At 72.1% G+C, this 12,942-nt stretch carries 15 protein-coding genes; 6 read left to right on the top strand and 9 right to left on the bottom strand.

Going from position 1 to position 12,942, the window contains the following annotated elements:
- Window positions 1-72: 72 nt before the first annotated feature.
- Complete coding sequence (locus ACIQ8J_RS27015; protein ID WP_403268597.1) at window positions 73-1,482, bottom strand: PLP-dependent aminotransferase family protein; 1,410 nt, start codon at window positions 1,480-1,482, stop codon at window positions 73-75.
- Between the two features lie 47 nt (window positions 1,483-1,529).
- Here ACIQ8J_RS27015 and ACIQ8J_RS27010 point away from each other — a divergent pair, with 47 nt between their 5' ends.
- The 3 genes from ACIQ8J_RS27010 to ACIQ8J_RS27000 are packed head-to-tail and all read left to right on the top strand — an operon-like array spanning window position 1,530 to window position 3,225.
- Window positions 1,530-2,054: a carboxymuconolactone decarboxylase family protein gene (locus ACIQ8J_RS27010; protein ID WP_403268594.1), complete on the top strand. Its 525-nt coding sequence runs from the start codon at window positions 1,530-1,532 to the stop codon at window positions 2,052-2,054.
- Window positions 2,051-2,509: a carboxymuconolactone decarboxylase family protein gene (locus tag ACIQ8J_RS27005; protein WP_403268592.1), complete on the top strand. Its 459-nt coding sequence runs from the start codon at window positions 2,051-2,053 to the stop codon at window positions 2,507-2,509. The genes ACIQ8J_RS27010 and ACIQ8J_RS27005 overlap by 4 nt, the downstream gene beginning before the upstream one ends.
- Window positions 2,497-3,225, top strand: coding sequence for an isocitrate lyase/phosphoenolpyruvate mutase family protein (locus tag ACIQ8J_RS27000; RefSeq protein ID WP_403268590.1), 729 nt, complete (start codon window positions 2,497-2,499; stop codon window positions 3,223-3,225). The genes ACIQ8J_RS27005 and ACIQ8J_RS27000 overlap by 13 nt, the downstream gene beginning before the upstream one ends.
- Before the next feature lie 66 nt (window positions 3,226-3,291).
- On the opposite strand, the gene ACIQ8J_RS26995 is transcribed toward ACIQ8J_RS27000, so the two are convergent.
- Both ACIQ8J_RS26995 and ACIQ8J_RS26990 read right to left on the bottom strand, forming a co-directional pair.
- Window positions 3,292-3,798, bottom strand: coding sequence for a hypothetical protein (locus ACIQ8J_RS26995; RefSeq protein WP_403268587.1), 507 nt, complete (start codon window positions 3,796-3,798; stop codon window positions 3,292-3,294).
- Window positions 3,798-4,043 (bottom strand): helix-turn-helix transcriptional regulator, encoded by a 246-nt coding sequence (locus tag ACIQ8J_RS26990; RefSeq protein ID WP_399056031.1) that lies wholly within the window; start codon window positions 4,041-4,043, stop codon window positions 3,798-3,800. The genes ACIQ8J_RS26995 and ACIQ8J_RS26990 overlap by 1 nt, the downstream gene beginning before the upstream one ends.
- An 83-nt stretch (window positions 4,044-4,126) precedes the next feature.
- Here ACIQ8J_RS26990 and ACIQ8J_RS26985 point away from each other — a divergent pair, with 83 nt between their 5' ends.
- Window positions 4,127-4,441: a hypothetical protein gene (locus ACIQ8J_RS26985; RefSeq protein ID WP_403268584.1), complete on the top strand. Its 315-nt coding sequence runs from the start codon at window positions 4,127-4,129 to the stop codon at window positions 4,439-4,441.
- 119 nt (window positions 4,442-4,560) lie between these two features.
- Here ACIQ8J_RS26985 and ACIQ8J_RS26980 read toward each other — a convergent pair whose 3' ends face one another.
- From ACIQ8J_RS26980 to ACIQ8J_RS26965, 4 genes are all read right to left on the bottom strand, one after another.
- Window positions 4,561-5,550, bottom strand: a complete 990-nt coding sequence (locus tag ACIQ8J_RS26980; RefSeq protein WP_403268581.1) for a malate dehydrogenase — start codon at window positions 5,548-5,550, stop codon at window positions 4,561-4,563.
- A 206-nt stretch (window positions 5,551-5,756) separates the two neighbouring features.
- Window positions 5,757-6,719: a DUF2690 domain-containing protein gene (locus tag ACIQ8J_RS26975; RefSeq protein WP_403268579.1), complete on the bottom strand. Its 963-nt coding sequence runs from the start codon at window positions 6,717-6,719 to the stop codon at window positions 5,757-5,759.
- Window positions 6,720-6,876: 157 nt separating this feature from the next.
- Window positions 6,877-7,362: a DUF3017 domain-containing protein gene (locus ACIQ8J_RS26970; RefSeq protein ID WP_403268576.1), complete on the bottom strand. Its 486-nt coding sequence runs from the start codon at window positions 7,360-7,362 to the stop codon at window positions 6,877-6,879.
- A gap of 19 nt (window positions 7,363-7,381) precedes the next feature.
- Window positions 7,382-8,239 carry a bifunctional methylenetetrahydrofolate dehydrogenase/methenyltetrahydrofolate cyclohydrolase gene (locus tag ACIQ8J_RS26965; protein WP_399056017.1) on the bottom strand — a complete coding sequence of 286 codons (858 nt, stop codon included), beginning with the start codon at window positions 8,237-8,239 and terminating at the stop codon, window positions 7,382-7,384.
- A 245-nt stretch (window positions 8,240-8,484) separates the two neighbouring features.
- Here ACIQ8J_RS26965 and ACIQ8J_RS26960 point away from each other — a divergent pair, with 245 nt between their 5' ends.
- Window positions 8,485-9,102: an RDD family protein gene (locus tag ACIQ8J_RS26960; RefSeq protein ID WP_403268573.1), complete on the top strand. Its 618-nt coding sequence runs from the start codon at window positions 8,485-8,487 to the stop codon at window positions 9,100-9,102.
- Window positions 9,103-9,182: 80 nt separating this feature from the next.
- Here ACIQ8J_RS26960 and purH read toward each other — a convergent pair whose 3' ends face one another.
- Both purH and purN read right to left on the bottom strand, forming a co-directional pair.
- A complete protein-coding gene (gene purH / locus ACIQ8J_RS26955; protein ID WP_403268570.1) occupies window positions 9,183-10,826 on the bottom strand; it encodes a bifunctional phosphoribosylaminoimidazolecarboxamide formyltransferase/IMP cyclohydrolase in 1,644 nt (547 codons plus the stop codon).
- Window positions 10,753-11,457, bottom strand: a complete 705-nt coding sequence (gene purN / locus ACIQ8J_RS26950; protein WP_403268567.1) for a phosphoribosylglycinamide formyltransferase — start codon at window positions 11,455-11,457, stop codon at window positions 10,753-10,755. Before purN ends, purH begins: the two co-directional genes overlap by 74 nt.
- Window positions 11,458-11,780: 323 nt before the next feature.
- Between purN and ACIQ8J_RS26945 the strand changes: the two genes are divergently transcribed.
- On the top strand, window positions 11,781-12,557 hold the full coding sequence (locus tag ACIQ8J_RS26945) for a hypothetical protein (RefSeq protein ID WP_403268565.1): 777 nt from the start codon (window positions 11,781-11,783) through the stop codon (window positions 12,555-12,557).
- The last annotated feature ends 385 nt before the right edge of the window (window positions 12,558-12,942 follow it).

Here is a 12,942-nt window from a genome sequence, read left to right as displayed (position 1 = left end):
GGAGTCGAGAACTTGGGGGACCGACCAGCCACGGCCGGCCCGCAGCCGACGAACGCCACCTCCCGCGGAGCGTTACGGCAGCGCCCTGCACAGCGCGTCGAGCGCCCCCGCCCATCCCGAGTCGGGCGGTGTCGCGTACCCCACCACCAACGCGTCCCGGTCCGGCGGGAGTTCGGGGTGGCGGAAGCGGGAGAGGCCTTCCAGGGCCAGGCCCTGCCAGGTGGCGGCCTGGATGACGGAGCGCTCGGTGCCGGGCGGCAGTTCGAGCAGCGCGTGCAGCCCGGCGGCGATTCCGCTGACCCGCACATCGGGGGCCCGTTCGGCGATCGCGGCCACCAGTTGGTCGCGGCGGCGCCGGTAGTGCAGCCGCATGCCGCGCACATGGCGGTCGTACGCGCCGGAGCCGATGAACTCGGCGAGCGTCAGCTGGTCGAGCGCGCTGCCCGTCCAGTCCGCCCCGCCCTTCGCCTCGGCGACCTCGTCGGCGAGGTGCTCGGGCAGCACCATCCACGCGATGCGCAGTCCGGGCGCCAGCGACTTGCTCGCGGTGCCGATGTAGACGACGCGCTCGGGGTCGAGTCCCTGGAGCGCGCCGACCGGCTGGCGGTCGTAGCGGAACTCCCCGTCGTAGTCGTCCTCCACGATCAGCCCGCCCGTGGCGCGCGCCCAGTCCACGGCGGCCGCCCGCCGGTCCGGCAGCAGCGGCACCCCGATCGGGAACTGGTGCGCGGGCGTCATGAGCACCGCCCCGGCCCCCTTCATCGACCCCAACTCCTCGGTGCGGGTGCCCAGTTCGTCGAAGGGGAGCGGCGGCAGGCGCAGCCCCGCGTCGGCCAGCAGGTTCCAGTGCACGTCCAGGCCGTACGACTCGACCGCCACGTCCCGCACCCGGCGGGCCCGCAGCACCTTGCCGATCAGCATCAAGCCGTGCACGAACCCGGAGCAGACGACGATGCGGTCCGGCGAGGCGTACACCCCGCGCGCCCGCGCCAGATAGTCCGCGAGGACCGTGCGCAGCTCGATCCGGCCGCGCGGATCGCCGTACCCGAACGCCTCGTGCGGGGCCTCGGTGAGCGCCCGGCGGGCCGCCTTGAGCCATTCGGCGCGCGGGAAGGAGGCGAGGTCGGGGGTGCCCGCCATCAGGTTGTACGTGGGCTTGCGGCGGGCCGGGAGCCGGTGGGTGAGACGCTTGTCCCGGCGGGCGACGGCACGCTGGGCCACTTTCGTGCCGGATCCCTGGCGGGCGGTGAGCCAGCCCTCGGCGACGAGTTCGGCGTAGGCGTCGGCGACCGTGTTGCGGGCGATCCCGAGGTCGGCGGCGAGCGTGCGCGAGGAGGGCAGCCGGGTGCCGGGGGCGAGCCGGCCGCTGCGCACGGCTTCGCGCAGCGCGTCCATGAGCCCCGAGCGCAGGCCGACCCCGCCCACGTCGATGTGCAGATCGACACCGAGAGTTTCCGGAGAAGTGGCCCAGGAATTCACCATGGAAATGGACCATACCCCTGTGCCATACGACACGTACCGTCGCATCCATGACGACGAACGAGACCAAGACGTACGCACCCGAGCAGTCCCCCCGCCTCCAGTGGGCCAAGGCCGCGCCGGAGGTCTACAAGGCCATGATCAAGCTGAGCACCGCCGCCGAGCAGGGGCTCGACCCGGTGATCGCCGAGCTGGTCAAGATCCGCGCCTCGCAGCTCAACCACTGCGCGCTCTGCCTGGACATGCACACCAAGGACGCGCTCGCGGCGGGCGAGTCGGTGGAGCGGATCGTGCAGCTCAGCGCCTGGGAGGAGTCCGCGCACTTCTACACCGAGAAGGAGCTCGCGGCGATCGAGCTGACCGAGGCGATCACGGTCCTCACTGGGGGCACCTCCCGGACGAAGTCTGGGGGAGGCTTCGTACCGGACGAGGTGTACGAGAAGGCCGCCAAGCAGTTCGAGGAGACCGAGCTGGCGCATCTCATCTCCACCATCACCATGATCAACGCCTGGAACCGCTTCGGCGTGACCACCCGGGGCGTGGCCGGTCACTACACCCCCGGCATGTACAAGTGAGCGGTGCGGCACGGGAGTTCCAGGTTCCCGAGCGGGTCCATCTGAGCCTCGCGGGGCTCTCCGCCGCCGCCAAGCGGGGACTGGGCGATCCGGCCCTCGCCGAGCTGGTGATGATCCGCGCCTCCCAGCTCAACCACTGCGCGTTCTGCCTGGACATGCACCTCGCGATCGCCCGTAAGGGCGGCGAGTCGCAGACCAGGCTCGACCTCCTGGGCGCCTGGGAGGAGGCGGGTGACGTCTTCACCGAACGGGAGCGGGCGGCGCTCGCCCTCACCGAGGCGGTCACCGTCCTCGCGCCCGGCTTCGTACCCGACGCGGTGTACGAGAAGGCCGCCCAGCACTTCGACGACACCCAACTCGCCCACCTCATCGCGGCGATCACCGTCATCAACAGCTGGAACCGGCTGATGGTGACCCGCCGCACGGCACCCGGAGAGACGGAATGGCACAGCTGAACCCCGCCGCCACCTTCCGCGCCCTGCACCAGGGCCGCAGTCCGAGCGATCCGCTCGTGCTGCCGGGCCCGTGGGACGCGGCCAGCGCCCGGGTCTTCGAGGAGGCCGGCTTCCCGGCCCTGGCAACGCCGAGCGCGGGGGTCTCGGCGTCGCTGGGGTACGAGGACGGGTCGACGCCCGCGGACGAGATGTTCGCGGCGGTCGCCCGGATCGCCCGTGCGGTCTCGGTCCCCGTCTCGGCGGACATCGAGGACGGCTACGGCCTCGACCCGAAGGAACTGGTGGCCCGGCTCCTGGAGACGGGCGCGGTCGGCTGCAACCTGGAGGACTCCGCCGAGGGCGCCCTCAAGGACCCGGCCCGGCACGCCGACTGGCTGGCCGAGGTGCGGGCGGAGGCGGGTGACCGGCTGTTCATCAACGCCCGGGTCGACACGTACATCCGCGGTGTTTCCGAGCTGCCCGCGACGATCGCGCGGGCCCGCGCCTACGTGGCGGCGGGCGCGGACGGCGTCTATCCGTTCGGCGCGCCGCCGGAGCACCTCCCGGAGATCGCGGCGGCGGTACCGGTGCCGGTCAACATGGCCGTGCGGCCGGGCGCTCCGTCGCCGCGCCGCCTCGGCGAACTGGGCGCGGGCCGCATCACGTTCGGCCCCGGCCTCCAGATCCGTGCGACGGAGGCGCTGCGGGACATCGCCCGCCAGGTGCGTGAGTTGTAGCGGACGTACCGACATGGGGGTGCCCCCGGCCACCGAGGCCGGGGGCACCCCCATGTCCGCGACCGGTCACTCGTCGTCCGGCTCGTCCTGCGCGCGCAGGCCCGCCACCCAGTGCGGCATCAGCCAGTGCACGACCAGGGCGCCGACCAGCACCCGGAAGAGCGCCGCTCCGCCCAGGTCGCCGCCCGCGAGCCGGTACCCGCCGACGGCCACGACGGTGGCGAGCAGCAGTGCGGTGGAGAGGCGGTGGGCGCGGGCCAGGACCTCGCTGCGCTCCGTGCGCTGGCGCTCGTCGAGGGCGCGGCGGCGCAGTTCGAGCAGGCCCCGCGTCGAGGCGTTGATGGCGCCGGTGGCGACGCACCACGGCAGCAGCAGCGCGAGCAGCAGACAGAGCGCGACCACCGAGCCGCCGAGGGTGGTGGCGAGCCCGGCCGCCACGAACGCGGCGGTCAGTGCGATGTGGACGACGACCAGCAGGCGCCTGCGGCCGGCGGTCGCGTACAGCGGCGCCGCCTCGCGCCGGTTCATGATCTCCTGCATCCGCCGGTCGTAGCGCGTCAGTTGCCCGTTCATCACTGGTTCCTCCCGTAGGCCTCGTCGGTGAGCGGGCGGAACGGTTCGAGGGAGAACAGCGCCTCCACCGGCAGTCCGAAGTACTTCGCGATCTTCAACGCCAGGTCGAGGCTCGGGTTGTACTGGCCCCGTTCGATGTAGCCGATGGTCTGGTAGTGGGCGCCCACCGCCTCGGCCAGGCTCTGGCGCGACACCTTGCGCTCGGCACGCACCATCGCCAACCTGTTGTGTACCTGCTCGCTCATGTATAAGAAGTACTACATTGGTGAGCAGGTACACAACGTTGGAACACGAAGCAACGTTGGAACACGAAGGAACGGGGAGTTGCATGTTCGGCCGTAAGGAACTTGAGGTCCTGGTGCTGCGCGACGCGGACACCGTCACGGAGGCGATACGGGACGCACTGGCCGGCGCGGGCGAGGCGGAGCGGCCGGGGCTCGAAGCGGCTGTCCGGATCGCGGAGCGGGCGGCGGCCGTCCCGGACCGCGAGCTGCGCGCCCGCTGGGTCCGCCTCCAGCGGGCCTCGGTCGGCTACCCGGGCCCGGACGACGAGTCGATGCACGCCATCAAGGCGCTCCGCCAGGCCCAGCCGGGGCTCAGCCTGCTGGCCGCCGTACAACTGACGAAGGACGCGGCCCGGTAGCGGCCGGAAACGGGCGAAGCCCCGGCAGTGGCTGCCGGGGCTTCGTCGGGACGCGTCGGCGGATCGTGGTCCGCGTCAACTCGCCTGCCGCTGGGCTCAGTTGAGGCCTGTCGTCAGGCTCAGATGAGGCCGAGAGCGCGGACCGCGTCGCGCTCCTCGGTGAGCTCCTTGACGGAGGCGTCGATGCGCTTGCGGGAGAACTCGTTGATGTCCAGGCCCTGGACGATCGAGTACTGGCCGTCCTTGACGGTGACCGGGAAGGAGGAGATGAGGCCCTCGGGGACGCCGTAGGAGCCGTCCGACGGGATGCCCATCGAGGTCCAGTCGCCCTCGGCGGTGCCGTTGACCCAGGTGTGCACGTGGTCGATGGCGGCGTTGGCGGCCGAAGCGGCCGAGGACGCGCCACGGGCCTCGATGATCGCGGCGCCGCGCTTGGCGACGGTCGGGATGAACTCGTCGGCCAGCCACTGCTCGTCGCCCACGACCTCGGCGGCGTTCTTACCGGCGATCTCCGCGTGGAAGATGTCCGGGTACTGGGTCGCCGAGTGGTTGCCCCAGATGGTGAGGCGCTTGATGTCGGAGACCGTGGTGCCGGTCTTCTTCGCCAGCTGCGTGAGCGCCCGGTTGTGGTCCAGACGGGTCATCGCGGTGAAGCGCTCGGCCGGTACGTCCGGGGCCGAGGCCTGCGCGATGAGCGCGTTGGTGTTGGCCGGGTTGCCGACGACGAGGACCTTGATGTCGTCCGCGGCGTTGTCGTTGATGGCCTTGCCCTGCGGCTTGAAGATGCCGCCGTTGGCGGAGAGCAGGTCGCCGCGCTCCATGCCCTTGGTGCGCGGGCGGGCGCCGACGAGCAGGGCCACGTTGGCACCGTCGAAGGCGACATTGGCGTCGTCGGTGATCTCGATGCCGCGCAGCAGCGGGAACGCGCAGTCGTCGAGCTCCATGGCGGTGCCCTCGGCGGCCTTCAGGGCCGGGGTGATCTCCAGGAGGCGCAGGTTGACCGGCACGTCCGGGCCGAGCAGGTGACCGGAGGCGATGCGGAAGAGCAGCGCGTAGCCGATCTGGCCGGCCGCGCCGGTGACGGTGACATTCACGGGAGTGCGGGTCATGGCGATCTCCGTTAGAAACAGCAGGTGGTGGGGTTGTGCCCCGGGCTCGTAGAGCAGGGGCCCCTCTCGTTCCGGGCACCCCGTCCGCCGGAAAGTCTGACGTGCGACCGTCTGAATCTTGACGTGAAGAGATGTCCGCGGTCAGGCTATCCGACCCTGGGCGTCCCGCACCCCCGCACGCCTGTGGGACGCCTCACGCTGATCGATCATCGACCGGTCGCGGCCGATCCGGCGGCGCAGCCGCTCTTTCCGCTCTTCAGCGTGGCGCACGCCTTCGCCGCCGCCGGCCCGTCCACCGCGAGCATCTTCGTGTACGTGTCGCGGTACGCGTCCGCCACCACCGACTCCCCCGCCGTGCCGCCCGCGCTGATCTGCACCTTGTCACCGAGGGCCACCTGCTTGAGCCGGGCCCAGGCGGCCCGGCAGGTCGTGCTGTAGCGCACCTCGACGACCGAGACGCCGACCTTGGCACTGGCCACCGTCTTGACCAACTTGTCGGTGCAGCCCATGACTTCGGGGTCCTGGCCGGTGCACGACGCGGCGACGCACTTGACTCCGGCGGGCAGCGCGGGCGCCGATGCCGACGGGCTCGGGCTCGCCTTCGCCCGGGGCTTGCCGTCGCTGCCGCCGAGGTCGGTGAGGAGCACCGCCGACGTGATGACGAGCAGCGCGCCCACCACCCCGGTCAGGAACATGAGGATCCGGCGCCGGTTGTCCGCCCGGCCCGGGGGCGGCCCGGCGCGCGAAGGCGCCTTCGTCTTCCCCGGCCGCTCGGCGGCGAGGCCCGCGCTGGGCGACTGGACGCGCGCCCCGCCGGATCCGGGGGGCCCGAACTCCCCGAGCGCGGCCCGCGCCTGGGCGACCCGGACGTCCTCCATGGTCCGGTCGTGCCGCTGCTCGGAGCGGCTCCAGGCCCGCTCGGCCAGCTCCCACATGGTGGTCAGATGGACCGGGTTGGCGCCGGTCACCTCGGCGAGGGCGAGCACGGCCGGCTTGGGGGCGAGCAGCCGGCCGCCCAGGTACCGCTCCCACGACGTCCTGCTGTACCCGGTGCGGTCGGCGACCGCCGCGACGCTGAGCCCGCTGCGGTCCACCAGCCTGCGCAGCTGGCTCGCGAACTCCCTTACCTGCGGGTCCAGTTCATCCGGCAGCGCCTTCCAGCGAGGCATCGCTTCCCCCCTTGTCGTCGCTCCCCCAGGGATGCACGGCCCCAGGATGTCAGTTCCCGGGGAGGGGCGCACCGGATGCGGTACGGGGGCCGGGGTCAGGGTTGACATGGCGGTGGCCCGCACTCGTCCGGGGGAGAGCGCGGGCCACCGCGCCGCTTCAGCGCACCGTGAAGTGCACGGCGTCTTCGAGGAACGGCACGTTCAGCCACGGGCGGGGCTGCGCCATCAGCGCGAGCAGCACGATGACGAGGCCCAGCGCTCCGTACGTGGTGATGTCCGTGAAGCGGGACCTGACCGCGAGCATGCCGACCGACGGCAGCGCCCAGCGCATCGCCGCGGCCGCCATGAGGGCGGCGCCGATGATGACGAGCCCGACCCTGAAGGCCTGTCCGAACGGCCCGGTGGCCACCATCAGCAGCCCGAGGCCGACCGCGAGCAGCACCGAGAGCAGCGGCCACTGGCGGGCGGGTGCCGAGGCGTCCCCCGGCGCGGCCCGGCCGCCGCCCTCGGGGCGTGCGGTGTCCCGCGTGACGGAGGGGAACCGCCGCGAGCCGCCCGTGCGGGGCCGCGCGGCGGGCCCGCCCTTCGAGCCCGCCGAAGACTTCGCGTCCTTGGCCGGGTCGTGACTCGTACCAGCACCCATGGGGTCAGGCCCTTTCCGGTCAGCCGGCCGCGGCGAGCTCGGCCGCCTCGACGACGTTGACGAGCAGTTGGGCGCGGGTCATCGGGCCGACGCCGCCCGGGTTCGGCGAGAGCCAGCCCGCGACCTCGGCGACGCCGGGGTGCACATCGCCGACGATCTTCCCGCTCTCGTCGCGGCTGACGCCGACGTCGAGCACGGCCGCGCCCGGCTTCACGTCCTCGGGCTTGATCAGGTGCGGCACACCGGCCGCCGCGATGACGATGTCGGCCTGCTTCAGGTGCGTCGACAGGTCACGCGTGCCGGTGTGGCACTGCGTCACGGTGGCGTTCTCGGAGCGGCGGGTGAGCAGCAGCGGCATGGAGCGCCCGATGGTGACACCGCGTCCGACCACGACGACCTCGGCCCCGTTGATCTCGACGCCGTGCTTGCGGAGCAACTGGATGATGCCGTACGGGGTGCAGGGCAGCGGTCCCGGCTCGTTGAGGACGAGGCGCCCGAGGTTCATCGGGTGCAGACCGTCCGCGTCCTTCGCGGGGTCCATCAGCTCCAGGATGCGGTTCTCGTCGATGCCCTTGGGCAGCGGGAGCTGGACGATGTAGCCGGTGCACGCGGGGTCCTCGTTCAACTCCCGCACCACCGCCTCGATCTCGTCCTGCGTCGCGGTCGCGGGCAGTTCGCGCTGGATGGAGGCGATGCCGACCTCGGCGCAGTCGCGGTGCTTGCCCGCGACGTACTTCTGGCTGCCGGGGTCCTCCCCGACGAGCACGGTCCCCAGGCCGGGCGTGACGCCCCGCTCCTTCAGGGCCGCCACGCGGACGGCCAGTTCGGACTTGATCGCTGCGGCGGTGGCCTTGCCATCGAGAATCTGGGCGGTCATGTTTCCCATTCTTTCAGGGCGACGCGTCATCGCCCAAGTTGCACTTGCACAACACATCCAGCGTTCAGCTGGACAAACTTATGTCTCATTTAGAACGATGATCGGCGCAGTGCCGCGGGCAGTGCCGGGGGGCGAGTGGGGCCTCCCCTGCTCGAGGAGGTTCGAGAGCTTGGGGAAGCTCAGAACAGCATTTCCTCCGCTCGGGCCGCGTCGTCCCCGCATTAACCAACGGAGGAAAATCCGTCATGAGCTTCGGCGACCCCAACAACCCTTACGGGCAGCAGCCCCAGCAGCCCCAGCCGGGCAACCCGTACGGCCAGCAGCAGGGCCAGCCCGGCTACGGCTACCCCCAGGGCCAGCAGGCCCCCCAGGGCATCCCGCCGCAGGGCTACGGCTACCCTCAGCAGGGCGGCCCCGCCTACCCGCAGGCCCCGCTCGGCTACAGCGGCGGCATGCCGCCGTTCGCCGGCTGGATCCAGCGCGTCGGCGCCACCATCATCGACGGCCTGATCGTCGGTGTCCCGTACGCCCTGATGTCGATCATCGGCGCGGCCGTGGGCAAGGGAGGCGTGGCCGTCGTCTTCGCGCTCCTCGGCTTCCTCCTCCTCATCGGCGTCATGCTCTGGCTCCTGTACCAGGAGGGCACCACCGGCCAGACTCCCGGCAAGAAGGCCGTCGGCATCAAGGTGCTGCGCGAGAGCGACGGGCAGACGATCGGCTTCGGCATGGCCTTCGTCCGCCGTCTCGCCCACTTCCTGGACAGCCTCGCCTGCTACATCGGCTGGCTGTGGCCGCTGTGGGACTCCAAGAAGCAGACCTTCGCCGACAAGGTGTGCTCGACCGTGGTGGTCAAGTCCTTCTGACCCGCCCCGGCCCGGAAGGCCGCACCCCGCACCGGGGTGCGGCCTTCCGCGTACCTGCGCCGAATCGGACGCGCCCGGGGTCAGTGGAAGAAGTGGCGCGTGCCGGTGAAGTACATCGTCACGCCCGCCTTCTTCGCGGCCTCGACCACCAGCTCGTCGCGGACCGAACCGCCGGGCTGGACCACGGCCTTGACCCCGGCGTTCGCCAGGATCTCGAAGCCGTCGGGGAACGGGAAGAAGGCGTCGGACGCGGCGTACGAGCCCCGCGCGCGCTCCTCGCCCGCCCGCTCGACAGCGAGCTTCGCGGAGTCGACCCGGTTGACCTGGCCCATGCCGACGCCGACCGAAGCGCCGTCCTTGGCGAGCAGGATCGCGTTGGACTTGACGGCCCGGCAGGCGATCCAGGCGAAGGCGAGTTCCTTCAACTCGGCCTCGTTCAGGGCCTGTCCGCTGGCCAGCGTCCAGTTCGCGGGGTCGTCGCCCGGGGCCTGGAAGACGTCGGTCTGCTGGAGCACCGCGCCGCCGGAGACCGGCTTGAGGTCGCCGGGCTGGTGCGGGGTGCCGTCCACCTTGAGCACCCGGATGTTCTTCTTGCGGGCGAGCACCTCGACGGCGCCGTCCTCGTACGCCGGGGCCGCGATGACCTCGGTGAAGATCTCGGCGACCTGCTCGGCCATCGCCACCGTCACCGGCCGGTTGACGGCGATGACGCCGCCGAACGCGGACAGCGGGTCGCACTCGTGGGCCTTGCGGTGGGCGGCGGCGAGGTCCGCGTCGATCGCGATGCCGCACGGGTTGGCGTGCTTGATGATCGCGACGCAGGGCTCTTCGTGGTCGTAGGCGGCGCGGCGCGCGGCCTCGGTGTCCACGTAGTTGTTGAAGGACATCTCCTTGCCATGCAGCTGCTCGGCGTTGGCGATCCCGCCCGGCTGACCGTCGGTGTAGAGCGCGGCGGCCTGGTGCGGGTTCTCGCCGTAGCGCAGGGTGGACTTGCGCTCCCAGGTGCCGCCGAGGAACTCGGGCAGCTGGGCGCCCCCCTCCTCGGCCTTCTCGGGCGCGTACACATTGGTCATCCAGGACGCCACGGCCACGTCGTACGCGGCGGTGTGCTGGAACGCTTCTGCGGCCAGGCGCTTGCGGGCGGCCAGGTCGAAGCCGCCGTTCTTCACGGCGTCGAGCACGGCCGCGTACCGCTGCGGGCTGGTGACGACGGCCACCGACGGGTGGTTCTTCGCGGCGGCCCGGACCATCGAGGGCCCGCCGATGTCGATCTGCTCGACGCACTCGTCGGGGCTCGCGCCGGAGGCGACGGTCTCCTTGAACGGGTAGAGGTTGACGACGACCAGCTCGAAGGGGCGCACCCCGAGCTCGTCGAGCTGCGCGCGGTGGGTGTCCAGGCGCAGGTCGGCGAGGATGCCCGCGTGGACGCGCGGGTGCAGCGTCTTGACCCGGCCGTCCAGGCACTCGGGGAAGCCGGTGAGCTCCTCGACCTTGGTGACGGGCACCCCGGCGGCGGCGATCTTCGCGGCGGTCGACCCGGTGGACACCAGCTCGACCCCGGCCGCGTGGAGCCCTTGCGCCAGCTCCTCCAGACCCGTTTTGTCGTAGACGCTGACCAGCGCCCGCCGAATGGGCTTGACGGCGTCCGTGTTAACCGAGTTCACCGATCTGAACCTTTCGTCCCTCAATGCGGTAGCCGTTACGGGCCAGGCGCCCCACGACATCGACGAGCAGCCGTCGCTCGACGTCCTTGATCCGCTCGTGCAGAGCGGCTTCATCGTCCTCATCCCGGATCTCGACCACGCCCTGGGCGATGATCGGGCCGGTGTCGACGCCGTCGTCGACGAAGTGGACGGTGCACCCGGTCACCCTGGCGCCGTACGCGAGTGCGTCACGTACGCCGTGGGCTCCGGGAAAACTGGGCAGCAGCGCGGGGTGGGTGTTGACCACACGCCCGCCGAACCGGGCGAGGAACTCCTTGCCCACGATCTTCATGAACCCGGCCGAGACGACCAGGTCCGGTGCGTACGCCGCGGTCGCCGCGGTCAGCGCGGCATCCCACTCCTCGCGCGAGCCGTGGTCCTTGACCCGGCAGACGAAGGTCGGGATCCCGGCCCGCTCGGCGCGCTCCAGACCGGCGATGGCACCCCGGTCGGCGCCGACGGCCACGATCTCGGCGCCGTATCCGCCCGGATCGGCGGCGATGGCGTCGAGCAGGGCCTGCAGATTCGTGCCGGACCCGGACACCAGCACCACGAGCCGGGCGGGGCGGGCCGCTTCGGGCCGGGCGGCGGTCTGGTCCTCGGGCGGGTCTTCGGGCGGGGAAGGGGACGCGGAGGGGGGCGGGGAGGCCACAGCGGGGCTCTTTCTCGCAGTCGTACGTCTTTGTGTGGTCGTACGAACGAATCGCGCCCCTCGATACGGGGAACTCTACGAAAGCGCCGACCGTCAGCAACGATACCGGCACACCGGACGGCCCCCACGGGACGGGGGCCGGACCGCCAGGTAGCGTCTGGGAAGACGCCGCGACACGAGACGTGTCTCACCCACTCGTCTCCGCCGGTGCCCAGTCAGTTGCCCAGCTCACTTGTCCCACCGACTTGTTCCACATACATGCGAGATGCGACCCCTCCGGCCCGACCGGCCGGCCACGGGTCCGAGGGGAAGACGTTCACCAGATGCCGGACCGACGCCACCAGCTGTTCGCAGCACGCCAGTCCCCCTCCCCTGGCTCCTCTTCGACGGACCCGGGGAACTCGGGACCGGGGAGCACGGGGAGCGGCGCCGGAGCGGGATCCGGCGACGACAACCCCTTCGCACCGCCGCCCGAGGGCCGTCCCGACCAGCCCTGGCAGCCCCGCCGCCCCGCGCCGGGCGACGACGAAAACCAGGGTTCGCCCTGGGGGAGCCAGTGGAGCAACCACCAGCCGGGCCGCGCGCCGGGCGGCTTCGGCCAGCGTCCCGAGCGGCCCGAGGGCGGCCCCGGGCAGAACCCGCCGCCCCCGGCCGGCCTGCGCTGGGACCCCACGGACCCGGCCCAGCGGCGCGCCCGCTACGCCCTGCTGTCCGGGATGTGGGCCTTCTTCTTCGCCCTGTTCGACATGCCGGAGATCGCGCTGCTCCTGGGGGCGCTGGGTCTGTACTGGGCGATCAGCGCGCTGCGGGCCAAGCCGAAGCCGCCGGAGAAGGCGCCCGCCACCGCCGCCTATCCGACCGCCCCCGCCGTCCCGGCCGCGCCGCAGCCCGTGCCGGGCAAGCCGCAGATGACGGCCGCGGTGACCGGCCTGGTCACGGCGGTCCTCGCGCTGGCGGTCGTGGCGTCGAGCTTCACGGTGCAGATCGTGTACCGCGACTACTACACGTGCGTGGACGACGCCCTGACCAAGACGGGCCAGCTCGCCTGCAACGACCTCCTCCCGGCAAAGCTGGTCCCGCTGTTCGGGGTGAAGGAGTAGGGGGCTTTCAGGTGGCGTGGGGGTCGGGATCGCGGTCGGGGGCGGGGCCTGGTGCCGGGCCGGGTGCTGGTTCGGTTGCGGTTGCGGGCGCGGGTTCGGGCACTGGTTCCGGCGTCGGCACCGGTTCGGGCGCGGCCACCGGTTCGGGCGCGGGCACAGGTTCGGCCTCTGCATCCGGCACATCCGGCTCGGCAACAAATTCCAGCCCCTCCGGCGTTTGAGGAGCGGGGCCTGGGGCGGAGCCCCAGGTCGGGAAGGGGCGGGGCGGGGAAGAGGCAGCGCGCAGCGGGGCCCCCCCCCCCCCCCCCCCCCCCCCCCCCCCCCCCCCCAACCCCCCCCCCCCCCCCCCCCCCCCCCCCCCCCCCCCCCCCCCCCCCCCCCCCCC

It is taken from the genome of Streptomyces sp. NPDC094147, assembly GCF_044764265.1.
Taxonomy (GTDB): Bacteria; Actinomycetota; Actinomycetes; order Streptomycetales; family Streptomycetaceae; genus Streptomyces.
Note: the sequence above shows the minus strand (reverse complement) of the source record. Positions and strands in the feature narration are given on the sequence as shown.